Origin of the sequence: Sinomonas sp. ASV322 (assembly GCF_030908245.1) — a bacterium.
Lineage (GTDB): Bacteria > Actinomycetota > Actinomycetes > Actinomycetales > Micrococcaceae > Sinomonas.
In genome coordinates this window covers 68,705-84,894 of the sequence record NZ_JAVFJJ010000015.1, presented here as the reverse complement: position 1 = coordinate 84,894, position 16,190 = coordinate 68,705, and the positions used below count along the sequence as shown (strand labels likewise).

The 16,190-nt window shown below is 70.8% G+C and carries 18 protein-coding genes; 11 read left to right on the top strand and 7 right to left on the bottom strand.

Annotated elements, in window-relative coordinates; translation table 11 throughout:
• The 4 genes from RBS12_RS16840 to RBS12_RS16825 all read left to right on the top strand — a co-directional run.
• Window positions 1-272: hypothetical protein (locus RBS12_RS16840; RefSeq protein ID WP_307967286.1), on the top strand; the 272-nt coding region annotated here is incomplete at its 5' end.
• 236 nt (window positions 273-508) lie between these two features.
• Entirely contained in the window at window positions 509-841 is a 333-nt protein-coding gene (locus RBS12_RS16835; RefSeq protein ID WP_307967285.1) for a metal-sensitive transcriptional regulator, read from the top strand.
• A 55-nt stretch (window positions 842-896) separates the two neighbouring features.
• Window positions 897-1,127: a heavy-metal-associated domain-containing protein gene (locus RBS12_RS16830; RefSeq protein WP_307967284.1), complete on the top strand. Its 231-nt coding sequence runs from the start codon at window positions 897-899 to the stop codon at window positions 1,125-1,127.
• A 77-nt stretch (window positions 1,128-1,204) separates the two neighbouring features.
• Entirely contained in the window at window positions 1,205-3,496 is a 2,292-nt protein-coding gene (locus RBS12_RS16825) for a heavy metal translocating P-type ATPase (protein WP_307967283.1), read from the top strand.
• An 87-nt stretch (window positions 3,497-3,583) separates the two neighbouring features.
• Here RBS12_RS16825 and RBS12_RS16820 read toward each other — a convergent pair whose 3' ends face one another.
• Window positions 3,584-4,552 carry an EamA family transporter gene (locus RBS12_RS16820; protein ID WP_307967282.1) on the bottom strand — a complete coding sequence of 323 codons (969 nt, stop codon included), beginning with the start codon at window positions 4,550-4,552 and terminating at the stop codon, window positions 3,584-3,586.
• Between the two features lie 109 nt (window positions 4,553-4,661).
• Between RBS12_RS16820 and RBS12_RS16815 the strand changes: the two genes are divergently transcribed.
• Together RBS12_RS16815 and RBS12_RS16810 are read left to right on the top strand one after the other, a co-directional pair.
• Window positions 4,662-5,207 carry a CGNR zinc finger domain-containing protein gene (locus tag RBS12_RS16815; RefSeq protein WP_307967281.1) on the top strand — a complete coding sequence of 182 codons (546 nt, stop codon included), beginning with the start codon at window positions 4,662-4,664 and terminating at the stop codon, window positions 5,205-5,207.
• A gap of 173 nt (window positions 5,208-5,380) precedes the next feature.
• A complete protein-coding gene (locus RBS12_RS16810; protein WP_307967280.1) occupies window positions 5,381-6,223 on the top strand; it encodes a hypothetical protein in 843 nt (280 codons plus the stop codon).
• A gap of 167 nt (window positions 6,224-6,390) precedes the next feature.
• On the opposite strand, the gene RBS12_RS16805 is transcribed toward RBS12_RS16810, so the two are convergent.
• The 5 genes from RBS12_RS16805 to RBS12_RS16785 all read right to left on the bottom strand — a co-directional run bounded on the left by RBS12_RS16805 (window position 6,391) and on the right by RBS12_RS16785 (window position 10,282).
• On the bottom strand, window positions 6,391-6,648 hold the full coding sequence (locus RBS12_RS16805) for a TM2 domain-containing protein (protein WP_307967290.1): 258 nt from the start codon (window positions 6,646-6,648) through the stop codon (window positions 6,391-6,393).
• A gap of 82 nt (window positions 6,649-6,730) precedes the next feature.
• Window positions 6,731-7,729, bottom strand: coding sequence for a LysM peptidoglycan-binding domain-containing protein (locus RBS12_RS16800; RefSeq protein WP_307967279.1), 999 nt, complete (start codon window positions 7,727-7,729; stop codon window positions 6,731-6,733).
• 64 nt (window positions 7,730-7,793) lie between these two features.
• Window positions 7,794-8,174 carry a hypothetical protein gene (locus RBS12_RS16795; RefSeq protein ID WP_307967278.1) on the bottom strand — a complete coding sequence of 127 codons (381 nt, stop codon included), beginning with the start codon at window positions 8,172-8,174 and terminating at the stop codon, window positions 7,794-7,796.
• Between the two features lie 105 nt (window positions 8,175-8,279).
• The gene (locus tag RBS12_RS16790; protein WP_307967277.1) at window positions 8,280-8,864 is read right to left on the bottom strand and encodes a hypothetical protein; all 585 of its coding nucleotides are present in this window, start codon (window positions 8,862-8,864) and stop codon (window positions 8,280-8,282) included.
• 38 nt (window positions 8,865-8,902) lie between these two features.
• Window positions 8,903-10,282 (bottom strand): MATE family efflux transporter, encoded by a 1,380-nt coding sequence (locus RBS12_RS16785; protein ID WP_307967276.1) that lies wholly within the window; start codon window positions 10,280-10,282, stop codon window positions 8,903-8,905.
• 92 nt (window positions 10,283-10,374) lie between these two features.
• On the opposite strand from RBS12_RS16785, the gene RBS12_RS16780 reads away from it, so the two are divergent.
• From RBS12_RS16780 to RBS12_RS16765, 4 genes are read left to right on the top strand one after another with little or no spacing between them, the layout of a single operon-like run.
• Entirely contained in the window at window positions 10,375-11,958 is a 1,584-nt protein-coding gene (locus RBS12_RS16780) for an MFS transporter (protein ID WP_307967275.1), read from the top strand.
• Window positions 11,955-12,548: a TetR family transcriptional regulator gene (locus tag RBS12_RS16775; RefSeq protein WP_307967274.1), complete on the top strand. Its 594-nt coding sequence runs from the start codon at window positions 11,955-11,957 to the stop codon at window positions 12,546-12,548. The genes RBS12_RS16780 and RBS12_RS16775 overlap by 4 nt, the downstream gene beginning before the upstream one ends.
• A 41-nt stretch (window positions 12,549-12,589) precedes the next feature.
• Window positions 12,590-13,189 carry a TetR/AcrR family transcriptional regulator gene (locus tag RBS12_RS16770; RefSeq protein WP_307967273.1) on the top strand — a complete coding sequence of 200 codons (600 nt, stop codon included), beginning with the start codon at window positions 12,590-12,592 and terminating at the stop codon, window positions 13,187-13,189.
• Entirely contained in the window at window positions 13,189-14,439 is a 1,251-nt protein-coding gene (locus RBS12_RS16765; protein WP_307967272.1) for a glycosyltransferase, read from the top strand. Before RBS12_RS16770 ends, RBS12_RS16765 begins: the two co-directional genes overlap by 1 nt.
• On the opposite strand, the gene RBS12_RS16760 is transcribed toward RBS12_RS16765, so the two are convergent.
• Window positions 14,414-15,208 carry an NAD(P)H-binding protein gene (locus RBS12_RS16760; protein ID WP_307967271.1) on the bottom strand — a complete coding sequence of 265 codons (795 nt, stop codon included), beginning with the start codon at window positions 15,206-15,208 and terminating at the stop codon, window positions 14,414-14,416. The genes RBS12_RS16765 and RBS12_RS16760 overlap by 26 nt on opposite strands.
• Before the next feature lie 77 nt (window positions 15,209-15,285).
• On the opposite strand from RBS12_RS16760, the gene RBS12_RS16755 reads away from it, so the two are divergent.
• The gene (locus RBS12_RS16755; protein WP_307967270.1) at window positions 15,286-16,164 is read left to right on the top strand and encodes a sigma-70 family RNA polymerase sigma factor; all 879 of its coding nucleotides are present in this window, start codon (window positions 15,286-15,288) and stop codon (window positions 16,162-16,164) included.
• Window positions 16,165-16,190 lie beyond the last annotated feature (26 nt).

Below are 16,190 nucleotides of genomic sequence, written 5' to 3'. Positions count from 1 at the left end.
TCCGATCCCAGCCGAAAAAAACCATCCCAACACACGGGGGTGCATCAGGACAGCAACAATCGGCCATCAAAAAAATGGCATCGATCGAACATGGCACACTATTGAGTTCTCAAACAACAAGCCCCCCGAGTGCATCCACCAGGCAAAACCCGGCATATCTCCCCGAAGCAACTTCTCAACCCTACCAGCTTCTCGCCTCGGCCTCAAATTCCCTTTCGGGATTCAAATGCTCGGCAATAGCTCGATTCCCCGCCGCAGAGCAGGCAGCATGACTGCCGTTCTGGTTGAGGTGGGGTTGGCCGCCGCGGTCTCGCGCTGTCCGCGCTCTCCGCTGGCGACTCGGAATACATTACCGGCCCCCGCTGGCACCGGCAAATCCGCGGGGTGTGGGGTCCGCCACAGCGCACGGTGCGCCGCGCCGTCGTCGTTCGCTGCCGTCGGAGCGCACGGCGTGGCATACCCCCTGGGGGTACTTGACGCATACCCCGCCGGGGTATAGGTTCGGGGCATGGAAACGGCCGAAGCACCTCCAACCAGCGACGCAACGGTCCACGGCTACACCTCGAACAAGGCCGCCTACCTGCGTCGTCTCAAGCGCATCGAAGGCCAGGTCCGCGGAATCGCGCGCATGGTCGACGAAGACAAGTACTGCATCGACATCCTCACGCAGGTGTCTGCCGTCACGAAGGCCCTGCACGCCGTGAGCCTCGGGCTGCTCGAGGAACACATCGGGCATTGCGTCGTCGGCGCGGCGAGCGAACCCGATCCCGCCCTGCGGGCCGAAGGCATCGACACGAAGGTCAAGGAGGCCTCGGACGCGATCGGCCGCCTCCTGCGCTGACCCGTGCGGGCCGATTCCCGCCAGCCAGAACAACCCATCCCATGAAGGAGCCATCATGACGAACTTCAGCACCACCGTTCACGTCGACGGCATGACCTGCCACCACTGCGTCGACTCCGTCACCGAAGAGCTCGAGGCGCTCGAGGGCGTCGACGGCGTCGCCGTGGACCTCAACGCGGGCGGGATCTCCGAGGTCACGATCAACTCGAACCGCCGCCTCAAGCACGAGGCCATCAGCGAGGCCATCGCCGAGGCCGGCTACCTCGTCGTCGACAACAACGCCTGACGGTCGCGCTGCGGCAGGCCGAACTATCGGCCGCCGAACCCGCCGTCGCGGGATCGAAGAAGAGAGAAAGGCTGACCATGTCCACGCCGATCTATGACGTCGCCCGCGTCGTCGAGCTCGATATCCAGGGCATGACATGCGCGTCGTGCGTCAACCGCGTCGAACGCAAGCTCGGCGCGATCGACGGCGTGCAGGCCACGGTCAACCTCCCGCTCGAATCCGCGCGCGTGCTCGCGCCCGCCGGCGTCACCGACCAAGAGCTCCTCGACCGCGTGGCCGCGGCCGGCTACAGCGCGACGCTCAAGGGACGCGCCACGGCAGGGCCCGCGGACCACGGCGACCGCGCGCCGGGAGCGGAGCTCCTGCCCCGCCTCGTCGTCGCAGCAGTGCTCACAGTGCCCGTGTTCCTCATCTCGATGGTGCCGCTCTTCCAGTTCGCGAATTGGGGCTGGTGGGTCGCGGTCCTCGCGCTCCCCGTCGTGACGTGGTCGGCATGGCCGTTCCACCGCGCCGCGGCGATCAACGCGCGGCACGGGTCCTCGACGATGGACACGCTCGTCTCACTCGGCATCATCGCCGCGTACGCCTATTCGGCCGCGCAGCTGCTCACCCACCCCGACATGACCGCGCACGGCATGGACATGGGCGCGCTCTACTTCGAGGTTTCGGCCGTCGTCGCGACGTTCCTGCTGCTCGGCCGCTTCCTCGAGGCACGGGCCAAGTCCCGCGCGGGGAGCGCCCTGCGCGCCCTCCTCGACCTCGGGGCCAAGGACGCGACGCTCCTGGCGGACGGCGTCGAATACCGCATTCCCGCTGACCGCCTCGAGCGCGGCGACGTCTTCGTCGTGCGCCCCGGCGAGAAGATCGCGGCCGACGGCGTGGTCGTCGACGGGCTCTCCGCCGTCGACACCTCGCTCCTCACGGGCGAATCGGTGCCCGTCGAGGTCGGGCCTGGGGACGCCGTGACCGGCGCGACCGTCAACGCCTCGGGTCGGCTCATCGTCGAGGCCACGCGCGTCGGCGCCGAGACGACGCTCGCCGCCATGGGGCGCCTCGTCTCCGAGGCCCAGACCTCGAAGGCTCCGATCGCGCGTCTCGCAGACCGTATCAGCGCGGTTTTCGTCCCCGTGGTCCTCGGGGTCGCGATCATCACCTTCGGGGCGTGGCTCGCGCTCGGCGGCGGACTCCAGTCCGCGGTCGCCGCCGCCGTCTCCGTGCTCGTCATCGCGTGCCCGTGCGCCCTCGGACTCGCCACCCCGGTTGGGCTCCTCGCGGGGACGGGCCGCGGAGCCCAGCTCGGCATCCTCATCCGGGGCCCTCAGGCCCTCGAGGACACGCGCAAGATCACCGCGATCGTGCTCGACAAGACCGGAACGGTCACGACCGGCAGACTCTCCGTCGACGCCGTCGATGCCGCGCCGGGCCGCGATGCCCGCGAACTCCTGCGGCTTGCCGGCGCCGTCGAGTCCGCGAGCGAGCACCCGCTGGCCCGGGCGATCGCTTCCGCCGCCGAGGAGGCAGTCCGCGCTGGGACAGAAATCCGGTCCGGGACGGGAATCCAGCCTGGGACCGGAATCCGGTCCGGGGCGGGAGCCGACGACGGCGGCCGTCTGCCGGGCGTCGAGGGGTTCCGCTCGGCGCCGGGCGGCGGAGTTGTGGGCCGCGTCGAGGGGCGGACGGTTGTCGTGGGGCGCGAAACGTGGCTGCGCGAGAACGGCATCGGTCTTCCCGCAGGGCTGCGCGGGCAGTTCGAGGCGCGCGAGGAGGCCGGCGCGACGGCGGTGTGGGTCGCCGTCGACGGGTCTGCGGCCGGGTCCACCAGCCTGACGGACACCGTCAAGCCAGGCTCGCGCGCCGCGGTCGAACGCCTCCGCGCCCTCGGGCTCCGGCCGCTCCTCGTCACGGGAGACAACGCGGCGGTCGCGGCGCGCGTCGCCGCGGAAGTCGGGATCGCGCCGTCGGACGTGCACGCCGGGGTGACGCCTGAAGGGAAGGTCGACGCCGTGCGGCGGCTCCAGGCCGAAGGGGCGACGGTCGCGATGGCCGGGGACGGCGTGAACGACGCCGCAGCCCTCGCGCAGGCAGACCTTGGCGTCGCGATGGGCTCGGGCACGGATGTCGCGCGGGAGGCCGCGGAGCTCACGGTCATGGGCGAGGACCTCGCGCACGTCGCCCAGGCCATCGAGCTCTCCCGCGCAACGCTTCGCACGATCAAGGCGAATCTGTTCTGGGCTTTCGCGTACAACACGATCGGGATCCCGATCGCGGCGCTCGGGCTGCTGAATCCCATGATCGGCGGCGCGGCGATGGCCGCCAGCTCGGTGCTCGTGGTCCTGAACTCGCTGCGGCTCACGCGCTTCGGCCGCTGAGCCCGCATTGACCGCTAGCGAGCATCGACTGCTCCGTAACTGTCGTTTTGGGCGCCCATAACGACAGTTATGGAGCAGTCGATGGGGTTAGGACGCCGGGAGGGGCTCCGGCGACGCCTCTTCGACGACCTTCTCGGGGACCGGCGAGCGCAGCTCGTCGACGCGCACCAGCACGACGCCCGCGACGATGAGCACGCCGCCGAGGGCCTGGATGGGAGCGGGCACGTCCCCGATCATGAGCCACGACGCGAGGACCGAGAACAGGACCTCCGTGAGCGAGACGAAGCTCGCGACCTTCGAGCCGAGGCGCTGCGTCCCGACAATCCCGAGCGAATAGGCGGCGACGGCCGCGATAAGCGTGATGCCGAGGACGGGCACGACCCAGCTGAGCTCTGCGCCCGCGAGGTGAACCGTGCCGAACGTCGCAGCGAGGGGTAGGACCCCGACGAGCGCGAGGGCGCCAATGGCCGCCGCGCCGAACACCATGCCGCCGCCGACGACGGCGAACGGCGGCAGGACGCCGTCGGCCTTGACCGAGAGCACGAAGTACACGGCGAGGCACGCCGCGGCGCCGAAGCCCCAGAGGACGCCGATCGGATCGACGCGCGTCGCGCTGAACAGGTTGAGGACGAGGACGAGGCCGGCCATCGCGACGACGGTTCCGCCGATCGTGAGGAGCCCCGGGCGGCGGCGGGTGCGCAGCCAGATCCAGCCGACGATGATGATCGGCGCGAGGTACTCGAGCATGAGGGCGACGGGCGGGCTCATGCGAGCGACCGCGTTGAAGTAGCAGAACTGGCACAGGGCGACGGCGACGACGCCGTAGCCCGCCATGATCCCGAGGCCGCCCCGCAGCCGAGCCCAGTGGCCGCGCATCACGAGGAGCGTCGGAACCAGCATGACGAGTGCCGCGAGGCCGATGCGCGTGCCCACCGCGGCCCCCGGGCTCCACCCCGCTTCGAGGAGCGACTTCCCCAGCGGACCGCTGATGCCGAAGGTTGCGGCGGAAAGCAGCGCGTAGACGAGGCCGGACGTCGAGCGGTTCGCGGGCGGCACGGACACCTCCTAGGGTGGTGGCCTGCACGGAACCGCGGACCAGCCGCGTGTCAGGACCAAAGCGAGTGTATGGTAATGACAGTAAGCCTCCGACGAGTCAGGAGTCAAAGTGTTGTTCGCCTATGACACGGAAGTCGCGCTGCGAACGGCCGTGAATCTCGTCAACACCCTCGATTCCGAGGGCGTCGAGCATCTGCGGGCTCCGGGCGATCTGGATCGCTTCCTCGAGCAGGAAGAGTTCACCGGCTCGAGGACGCACGACGACGACGAGCTCGCCTCCGTGCGCGCGCTGCGGTCCCAGCTCCGGACGCTGTGGGACGCCTCGGAGGATGACGCCGTCGCGCTCGTCAACGGCATCCTCCGCGAATCGCGCGCGCTCCCCCAGCTCGTCAAGCATGACTATTGGGACTGGCATCTGCACGCGACCACCCCCGAGGCTCCCCTCTCGGTGCGCATGGGAACCGAGGCAGCAATGGCGTTCGTCGACGTCATCCGCTCGAAGGAACTCGACAGGCTGCGCCTCTGCGCCGCGGACGACTGCAACGCCGTCCTCATCGACCTCTCGAAGAACCGCTCGAAGCGCTATTGCGACACGGGCAACTGCGCGAACCGCGCCCACGTCCGCGCCTACCGCGAGCGGAAGGCTGCGAGCTAGGGGCTGAGCGTCGCTCGACCGTCCTGTTTCCGTCACAATCGCCGCTCGCGCCGAGCCCCGATGGGGCTACCGGCTTGGTAGTCTTCCGAAAGGTCCGCGGTTTCGCTGAGGTTGACGCGGGACTGGCCGGATAGGCAATCGTGCGGACGGCCGGGCCAACCTCGACGTTCACCATGGGGGTGATTCGCGTGCCGATCGCGTCAACGCTGCGGGCCCGCTCCTTCGACGAACTCAAGGCCAAAGCCGAGGCCTACGGGCCCAGCGCCTGGCTCGTCAGCGCGCGGAAGATCGGCTCGCGGAACCTCTGGGCCCTCATCCGGGGTGATCGCTACGAAGGGCTCGTGGTCGTGCCCGATCCGAGCGAGCCCGGGGAATGGTCGCTCAAGATCGCCCAGGAGATGGGGCTCGAAACCATCTTCCGGACGGCCGAGCCCCAGGAAGGGCCGGACACCCTGCCCGAACTCGGGCCACAGGTGGCCGCCGAGGACTTCGCAGCGATGCTGCAGCATCTCGGAGCTCCCGTTGTCGTGGAAGACCGGGGCGAACCCGCCCCCCTTGCGGCGCCCGGAACGCTCATCCTCGTGGCGGCCCCGCACGACGCGGCGCTCGGCCCCGCGATGGCCCTCGCGGAGGCGATCCACGGTGAGCTGCGCACCGCAGGACTGCTTGAGGCGTACGGGGTCGCGTCGATCGGGAACCGACGGCAGGCCGCCGCCGCCCGGGAAGAGGGCGCCGTCAACGGAAGGCCTATCGTCGTGGCCTTCGGCCTCGGGCGGCCCGGCTCGACTGCCGCGAACGCGTCCGCCGCTGAGCGGCTCCAGGCCGACCAGGCATGGCTCGTGGTCGACGCGCGCTCGAAGCACTCCGACACCGCCTCCTGGGTCGCGGCGGCGCAGACGCACCTCGTAGTCAACGCCCTCGCGGTCGTCGGGACGGCCGAGACGTCGACGCCGCGCACCGTCGAGCGGCTCGGGATCCCGATCGGCTGGACCGACCAGAATCCCCTCTGGCGGTAGTCGCCCGGGCCGTGGGCGGATGACGGCGTCGGGAAGTCCCCTTGTCGCACTCAGCAGTCCCCTTATTGGTCGCGAAGTCCTCCTCAAGGTAACTTCGCGACCGGTAAGGGGACTGCCGGTCGGGCAAGAGCCCGACTTCTGCGAAAAGTGACTCGCCCGTCCGCCGGTCAGCGGAGTTCGCGGCCCGCGGCGTCGGTGCGGAACGGCCGCGCGCCCAGGACGATGAGGATGCCCTCGATCATGCCCCACAGGAAGATCGTCCCGTACGTCGTCTTCGCAAGAGCGAGCGCGGTGATCACCTGGATCACGCCGATCGCCGTGTACCCGAGATAGAACCGGTGCACGCCGAAGGCACCCAGGTAGATGCCGAGCAGGCCGGCGATCGCACGGCGGCGCGGCGACAGGGTCGGCGATTCGATGTGCATGGTCACGCGAAGCTCACAGGGGACTCGTCAGGGACTCTCAGACTACCCGAACGCGGGCGAGGGCCCGGACGTCCGATCGACGCTACGAGAACGTTGCCATCCGCGACTTGACCTGCGCGAGATAGGCCTTCGTGTCCGAGTACATTCCGTAGGCCTGCACGCCGTAGAGGCCCTGGTAGTACCCCGCGATCGCGATGTCCTGGGTCGGCGCCTGGCGCAGGAGCCACCGAAGCATTGCGACGCCGGCCGTGATGTTGTCCTGCGTCTTGTGCAGATCGAGCTGCCGGCCCGCAAGGCCTGAGACCCAGCTCGCGTTGGCGGGCATGATCTGCATGACGCCGATGGCGCCCGCGGGCGAGGTCACGTTCTGCCGGAATCCGGACTCCTGCGCGGCGATCGCGAGAGCCAGCGGCACGGGGACTCCCATGCTCGCCGCGGTCGACCGCACCATCGACTGGATCTGGGCCGAGGTCTCCGGGGCCGGCGCGGCCGGCGCGGCGGGCGCCGGAGCCGGAGCGGGCGCGTGTGCGGCGGGAGCCGGTGCCGGCGCCGGGGTCGCCGGCTTCGCGGCCGGGGCGGGAGCCTGGGCGGCGGGGGCGGGCGCCGGAGCCAGCACAGGCGCGGGCGCCGGCGCGGAGAGCTGCAGGACCTGGCCCGGGTAGATGATCGACGTCGGCCCGAGGCCGTTGAGCGAGAAGAGCGACGTGAGCGGAACCCTCGTCCGCTGCGCGATGGCCCACAGGGAGTCGCCCGACCTGACCGTATAGGTCTGGCCCGACGCTGCTGCGGCAGAAGCCGGCGCGACGGGCAGGCTCACCGAGCCCGAAGGCGCCGGGGCGGGGACCCCGGTGAGGCGGATCTGCTGGCCCGGATAGATGATCGAGGTCCAGCCGAGTCCATTGAGTCGGAACAGCTCGCTCAGCGCCACGCCGTGCCGCGCCGCGATTCCGCTCAGGGTGTCTCCGGGACGGACGGTGTGCGTGTCGGCAGCGGCGGCAGCGGGGGACGCGATGGCTGCAGTCAGGGCCGCAGCGGACGCCGCAACGGTCGCAGCGCGATGGCGGTTCTTGTTGGGGCTCATACCGCCACTCTATGCGGTCAGAGGCCCAATTATGGACATGTCCAACGCACGTGCCGCGGCAGCGTCAGGCGCGATTCTCGTCGTCGTCCGTTGCCTCGACGTCCGCGGTGCCCGACGCAGGCCCCGCTTCGCTGTCGGCCGGCGCGTTCTGGTGCTGCGCTCCGCGGCCTTTGAGGCGATCCTCCGAGCGGAGGTTGACCCCCGAGCCCTTCCCGAGGTGGTCGGCGTTCTCCTTGTACGTCATCGACAGCATCGCAGCGACGACGAGGCACACGATGAAGGCGACGCCGCCCGCCGTGAACGCAAGGTCGAACCGAAGGCCGTGCCCGGTGCCGCCCGACGCGAAGATCAGGACGCCGAAGAAGGCGACCACGCCGAAGAAGGCGGAGAACGTGAGCGGACCCTTGATGCCGACGCGGGGTCCGCGCGGGGATTCTTCGGTCATGGGCCCTCCTTGCGCGGCCCGCGATGGCGCGGCGCCACGATGGATCTTCGGTGCAGTTGGATGTTCGCGTGGGGGTCGTTCTACGTGAGGTAGAACGACTCAATTCTAGGCCACTCGAGCCGCCGCAGCGGCATCGTGCCTCAAGCTCAGCCCTGCGATCGCGAGCAGGACTCCCGCGATGACGGCCGCGCCGCCCGCGACGCCCAAGATCGCGTGCGGCCCGAGACCCGCGAAAAACGGCAGAAGGATTCCCGCCCCGACGGTCACGATCCCCACGAGGAGCAGGTCCCGCGCGAGCGGGGCCACCCCCGACGACGGGGCACGCCGGGCGATGAGGCCGCGCGCGACGTCGGATGCCCCGACGAGCACAAGCGCCGCGGCACCCGTTCCGGCCAAGACCCCGTCAGCGGGAGCGACGAGAGGTACGACGGCGGCGATCGCCGCGAGCGCGAACCCGACCAGCCCCGTGAGCGCGGACCCGCGCGACGGCCCAGGGCGCTCCGAGCGAAGCAGCCACACCTCGTCGGCGAGCAGAAGCCAGACGTACGCGGCGAAGACCCACGCGGCCCCCGCCGTCGTCGGCCGCCCCCAGAAAACGGTGGCGCCCCCGAAGGCCAGCGCGGCCGCCGCCCGGATCAGCACGGGCCACGCGAGTCGGACGCGGTCGGGCTGCGGAGAGGGGGAAGGCACGCAGTCAGTTTAGTCGGGGCGGCCCGGAGCCCCCGCGCCTAATGTGCCCCGAGGACCACCCACGCTCCAGTTCGGGCGCGGAGCCCGAGGGTGAGGGCGCGCGCGAGCATGTAGCCGCCCGCGAAGGCCGCCCACAGCCACGCGAGGCCAGCCGGCCCGCCGATCCCCGAGAGCCCGACCCACACGAGGAGCGGCGCGTAGACCACCAGATTCAGCACACCCGCGATCGCGAGATACCGCGAGTCGCCCGCCCCGATGAGGACGCCGTCGAGCACGAACACGAACCCGCACACGGGCTGGCTCGCCGCGAGGACGAGCAGGGCGGGGGTCAGCGTCTCGTGGACTGCGCGATCGCCCGTGAAGAGCCATCCGATCCACGGGGCACACGCGGCAAGGACCGCACCCGTCACGAGGCCGAACCCGAGCGACCACCGGACCATGGTTGCCGTGAGTTCTCGTGCCCTCGGAGCGTTCGAGGCGCCGAGCTCCTTGCCGATGAGGGACTGCGCCGCGATCGCAAGCGCGTCGAGCGCGAAGGCGAGGAAATTGAACATCGTCATGGCGAGCTGGTGCGCGGCGAGGTTCTCGGCACCTTGGGCCGTCGCGACGACGACCGTCGCGAAGATGGCCGCGCGCAGGGTGAGCGTGCGGAGCATGAGCCACGAGCCGACGTGCGCAGCGGCCAGGATCCCACTCCACCGGGGCGCGAGGGAGATGCCCTCGTGCAGCATCCGCGGAACCACCATCGCGAGATAGACGCCGGCCATGCCGAGCTGCGCGATGCTCGTGCCGATGGCCGACCCCGCGATGCCCCATCCGAGGCCATAGACGAACACGAAGTTGAGTGCCGCATTGGCGGCGAACCCGACGGTCGCGACGGCAAGCGGTGTCCGCGTGTCCTGGAGCCCCCGCAGAACGCCCGTGCCCGCGAAGACCACGAGCATGCCGACGAGCCCCGGCATGGACCACGCGAGGTATTCGACCGCGTACCCCTGGACGGCGGGGAGCCCGCCCACGGCATGGACGACGGCGGGCGCGGACGCCCAGCCGGCCACGGCGAGCACGAGGCCGAGCAGCAGCGCGAGCCACACGCCGTCGCGCGCGGCCGCCATAGCCCGCGGCGCCTGCCCAGCGCCGAGCAGGCGTGCGACGGCCGGTCCCGTGCCGTACGCGAGGAACACCATGAGCCCCACGACGGTGCCGAGGACGGTCGTCGCGAGGCCGAGTCCTGCGAGCTCATCGACGCCGAGATGCCCGACGATGGCCGAATCGGCGAGGAGGAACAGCGGTTCGGCGATGAGCGAGCCCAGTGCGGGGAGGGCAAGGCGCAGGATGTCCCGCGCCGTCGAGCGCGATCCGGCCCGCCGCGCGGCCCCGCCCACGCCAAGATCGGCCTGCTCGGCCCCCGCTTGTTCCATGACACCCACTGTAGGACGGGCCACCGACAGTTTGGATTCTGCGATTCACAACCTCTTGACAGACACTAGTTTGTGAGAGTTACTGTCATTTCATGGCAACTTCCAAGATCCCCTCGGTTGCGACATCTGCGCCGGCATCCACGGAGGCCCAGGCGGGTCACCCCCGCCGGTGGTGGATCCTCGCGGCGCTCGCCCTCTCGCTCCTCGTCGTCGGCCTCGACGCGACGGTGCTCAACGTCGCACTGAGCGACATCTCGCGCGCCCTTGGCGCCAGCACGACCGAACTCCAGTGGATCGTCAACGGCTACGGGCTCACCTCGGCCGTCCTGCTCATCCCCGCGGGCCTCGTTGGCGACCGCCTGGGGCGCCGCCGCGTGCTCGCCGTCGGCCTCGGGATCTTCGTGGCCGCGAGTGCCGTCGGCGCGCTCGCGCAGAATCCGACCGAGCTCATCGCCGCGCGCACCGTCATGGGAATCGGCGCCGCGGCGGTCTTCCCGCTCGCGCTCTCGATCATCCCGACCGTCTTCGCCCCGGCCCAGCGACCCAAGGCCGTAGCCGTGATGACCGCCGCGATGGGCGTCGGCATGCCCCTCGGGCCGCTCGTCGGCGGCTGGCTGCTCGACAACTTCTGGTGGGGCTCGACGCTCCTGTTCAACGTGCCGACCGTCGCCGTGGCCCTCGCCGCGGGCCTCGCGTTCATCCCCGACTCGCGAGACCTGAGCCCCCGGCGCGTCAATCCCTTCGGGCTCCTGCTCACGGTCGGGGGGCTTACCGGCGTCGTCTACGGGATCACGCAGGTGCCGATCGACGGCTGGGGTGCGGCGTCGACGCTCGTGCCGCTGTGCGGCGGGGTCGCGCTGCTCGTGGCGTTCGGAGTCGTCGAGGCGCGCAGCGCCGGACCGCTCTTGGACCGCCGCCTCATGGGATCGCGCCTGTTCGTGTGGCCCACGGTCGCGACGGCGCTGACCTCATTCGTGATGATGGGACTCCTGTTCGCGATTCCGCTCTATCTGCAGGCGTATCTCGGGGACTCGGCGCTCGTCACGGGGCTCAAGCTCATGCCCATGATGCTCACTCTCGTGATCGGCTCGGCCATCTCGTCGCGGCTCGGGCCGCGGCTTGGCCTCAGGGTGATCGTCCCCGCGGGCCTCCTCGTCTCCTCGGTGGGCTTCCTCGCACTCCTGGGGATCACGCCGTCGTCCGACTACTGGCCCCTCTTCGCGACGCTCGCCGTGACAGGCTTCGGGTTCGGCGTCGCGATGCCGCCCGCCATGGCCGCGATGCTCGATTCGCTCCCCGACGGAGTTCAGAGCACCGGCACTGCGCTCAACCTCTCCGTCCGGCAGACCGTCGGCGCGCTCGGCGTCGCCGTCCTCGGAAGCATCCTCACGGCCGCGTATCGCTCGGGCATGGATGGGCCGGTCGCGCATCTCCCCGGTGCCGCGGCGAGCGCCGCGCGCGATTCGCTCGGCGGGGCCGTCGCCGTCGCGAGTCGCCTCGGACCCGCGGGGAACGCGCTGCGCGATGCCGCCGGCTCCGCGTACCTCGACGGCGTTCACGGCGTGAGCCTCGTGTGCTTCGCGGCGGCGATCGTCATAGCGGCCGCGATGGCAATTGTGCTCCCGCGCCGCGCGCAGGCTCCGCGCACGACGGCGGCTGGCAAGATGGGTGCATGACGGAACCAGGGCTGCGCGAACGCAAGAAGGCGAAGACGCGGCGCCTCATCCAAGACGTCGCGCTCCGCCTCTTCGCCGAGCAGGGCTACGACGAGACCACGGTCGACCAGATCGCCGCCGAGGCGGAGGTCTCGCCGAGCACGTTCTTCCGGTACTACCCGACGAAGGAAGACGTGGTCCTCGCCGACGAGTACGACGCGTCGATGATGGCCGCACTCGAGACCATTCCCCCCGAGACGCCCGTGGTCGAGGCGTTCCGATCCGTCCTCCGCGGCGTATTCGCTCAATTCTTCGCCGTGGACCGCGACGTGATCCTCGAGCGGATGCGCCTGGTCCTCGAGACGCCGGCCCTCCGCAGCCGGATCATGACGGCCAACCACGAGATCGGGCAGATCTACGGCGGCATCCTCGCCAGGAGCATCGGCATCTCCACGGACGATCCGAGGATTGCGGTGGCCGCAGGCGCCATGATGGGGGCGCTCACCGCGGTCCTCGAACAATGGGTCGCCGACGACGGGCGCGGCGATCTTCCAGCCATGATGGACGACGCGCTCGCCTTCCTCGGCACTGGGTTGAAGATCGGGGCTTAGGGGCTAGACGCCGCCCCGGATTTAAAGTTAGCGTCATTAACATGAAATCCGAGGGCGGCGGCCGGCCTTACGTCATGCGCCAGCGCGCTGCCTCGGCCGAGGAGACGCGCGTGCGACTTCTCGACGCCGCGCTCGGGCTGTTCGTCGAGATCCCGCTCGCGCAGATCACGCTCGCACAGGTCGCGGACCGCGCGGGCGTCACCGTGCAGACCGTCATCCGGCGCTTCGGCGACAAGGAGTCGCTGTTCGCGTCGGCGGCGGAGCACGGCTTCGAAACCGTCGCGAACGCGCGCGACGCCGCACCGGCAGACAACCTCGCGGCCGCCCTCGAGAACCTCGCCGAGCATTACGAGACGACCGGACAGCTCGCGCTCAAGATGCTCGCCGAGGAACACGCCTCCGCGTTCATGCGCGAGGTCACGGGTCGGGGTCGCGGCTACCATCGCGGCTGGTGCTCGCGCGTCTTCGCGAACTCCCTCGCGGGCCTGACCGGCGCGGACCGCGACCGCCGCCTCGCCCAGTTCGTCGCCCTCTGCGACGTCTACACCTGGAAGCTCCTGAGGCTCGATGCGGGCCTCAGCCGACGCCAGTACCTCGTTGCCCTCACCGAGCTCCTCGAACCCCTCGTCCGGAGGCCGTGATGTCTACCATCCTCGCCTACACCTCGCCTGCCATCGGGCACCTCTTCCCCCTGACCCCTCTCCTCCTCGAACTTGCAGCCCGGGGCCACAGGGTGTGCGTGCGCACGCTCGAGAGCCACGTCGGCCTGCTCCGCGGGCTCGGCCTCGAGGCGGAGGGCATCGATCCGCGGATCCCCGCGATCGAACACCGTGACTTCGGCGCGCGCAACGCCGTCCAGGCGCTTTCGGCCGCAGCCGACGTCATGACCCGCCGCGCCGAGTTCGACGGCCCAGACCTCGCCGCAGCCCTCAGCGCAACCGGCGCGGACGCCGTCGTCGTCGACATCAATGCATGGGGCGCGCGGATCGCGGCGGAGGCCTCGGGCGGACCATGGGCGACGTTCAGCCCCTACATCCCGCCAATCGAGGCGCGCGGCACGCCGCCATTCGGTCCCGGGTTCAAGCCCATGGCGGGGCCGCTCGGCCGAGCTCGCGACGCCGTACTGCGGCCGCTCGTGACCGGCCAGCTCGAGAAGCGCTTCCTGCCTCGGATCAACGCCGCCCGGGCGGCGCGCGGGCTGCCGGCCTCGCCGAGCGTCGGCGCGTTCTTCCGGGCGGGCCAGCTCGTCCTCGTGGCCACCGCCGAACCGTTCGAGTACCCGCATCCGGACTGGGCGCCGGACGTGCGACTCATCGGCGCTCTCCCGTGGGAGCCCCCGTCCGATGTGCCTGCGTGGCTTGACGAGCCCGGCGAGCCGTTCGCCCTCGTGACGACCTCGTCCGAATACCAGGCAGACGAATCGCTCGCGCGAGCCGCCGTGGAAGGCCTGGCGGGCGAGCCCTACCGGGTCGTCGTGACGATGCCTTCCGGCGTCGCGGATCTCGGCCGGCTGCCGGCGAACGTCCGGGTCGAATCGTTCGTGCCCCATGGACCCGTGCTGGCGCGCGCGGCAGTCGCCGTCACGCACGGCGGCATGGGCGCGACCCAGAAGGCCCTCGCGGCCGGCGTGCCGACCGTCGTCGTGCCCTTTGGACGAGACCAGCTCGAGGTCGCCGCCCGCGTCGAGCAGGCCCGTGCGGGCGTCCGGCTGAACCGCAAGAGGCTCAGCGGCCGCGCGCTCCGCGACGCCGTGCGCCGCGCCGCGGGAATGGCCGACGGCGCGCGGCGGGTCGCGGCGGGCTACGTCGCAGCAGGCGGGGCCTCCGCTGGCGCGGATGCAATCGAGGCACTGCTCGATTCGGCCGTCACGCCTGGACCAGTGACTGCGTAGCGAGGAACTCCTCCCAAGTCCGGCGCCCAACCGCCCGAGCCGGAGCGATGTTCGCCCCGTCCCGGATGGCCCGGGCGGCGCGGCCCGGCATGGGCACGGGGAGGAACAGCCTGCGCAGGCCGGCCGCAGCCACGTAGGACCGGATGAGGTCCTTCATGCTGTACACCGTGGGTCCGGCCACGTCGGACACGAAGCCCTGCGGGTCGCCGAGGGCCAGCTCGACGAGCCGGTCCGCAACCTCGCCCGAGTCGACCGGCTGGAAGTTGAAGCCGGACGGCACGGGGATGACGGGCAGCTTCGCCATCGCCTTGGCCGTGAGAAGCGTGAGCTCGTAGAACTGGGTCGCGCGGAGCGTCGTCCACGGGATGCCCGACGCCTCGATGACCCGTTCGGCGTCGTGCTTCGACTCGAAATAGGCGAACGCACCGCGGTCGATGCCGCTCACGACGGGGATCGTGTCCGCCCCGACCACCGAGATGAACACGATGTGCCGCACGCCCGCGTCCTTGGCCGCCGCGACGAGGTGACGCGCCTTGTCGCCGTCGCCCTTCTGGGTGCCCGCGCAGTGCACGATGGTCGTGACACCGTCCACCGCGGCCGCGGCCCCCTCGCCTGTCTGGAGGTCGCCCGCGACGTACTCGACGCCGTCGCCCGCTGGGCCGCCGTGCCGGCTCAGGACGCGCACGGACTGCCCGGCGTCGCGAAGCCGTGCCACCACCTGCCGCCCAAGGATTCCGGTTCCGCCCGTGACCAGGATTGTCGCTGCCATCTCGTGTTCTCCCTTGTCGTGGGGCCCTTGCGGCCCCTTCACTTGCATGACACGCGACGGTGCTGGAGTGTGACAGCGTGGATGTCGAGAATCTTCTGGCCACCCGATTCGAGTCCGAGCGCGGCCGCCTCCGTGCCGTGGCGTACCGCATGCTGGGGTCGCTCCCCGAGGCGGACGACGCCGTGCAGGAGGCGTGGCTGCGCCTCGCCCGCACGGAGGCGGCGGCGATCGAGAACCTCGGCGCGTGGCTCACGACCGTCGTCGGGCGGATCTGCCTCAACGTCCTGCGGGCGCGGAGCACGCGCCGCGAGGAGCCGCTCGACGGGCTCGACGGGCTCGACGGCGTGGTCGCCACCACCGCGGACGGACCCGAGGAGGAGGCCGTCATGGCGGATTCGGTCGGTCTCGCCCTCCTCGTGGTGCTCGACACCCTTCAGCCCGCGGAACGGCTCTCGTTCGTGCTCCACGACATGTTCGACGTCCCCTTCGACCGCATCGCCCCGATCCTCGGCAAGTCCTCCGAGGCGACGCGCCAGCTCGCGAGCCGCGCGCGCCGCCGCGTCCGCGGCTCGGAGGCCCCTGACCCCGATCGCCCCCGCCAACGGCGCGCCGTCGAGGCCTACCTCACCGCCGTCCGCACGGGCGATTTCGAGGCGCTCGTCGCGCTGCTCGCCCCGGACGTGTTGATCGACGCAGATGCCGCGTCGACGCCGTCGCGCGTCCGTGTCTCGTTCCGCGGCGCCGAGCAGGTCGCGCACGCCGCCGTCGCGTCCGCGGCGCGGGCACCGTTCGCGCGCGTCGCCGTCGTCAACGGCGCGGTGGCCATCGTCGTGGCTCCGAAGGGCCGCCTGCGCATCGTGCTCGAGTTCGGGATCGACGGCGACCGCATCACCCACATCGACGTCATGGCCGATCCGGCGCGGCTGCGGGCGCTCGAGGTGTCGCCGCTCGAGTGAACTGCGCACGACGGCGGGGCCTCCGC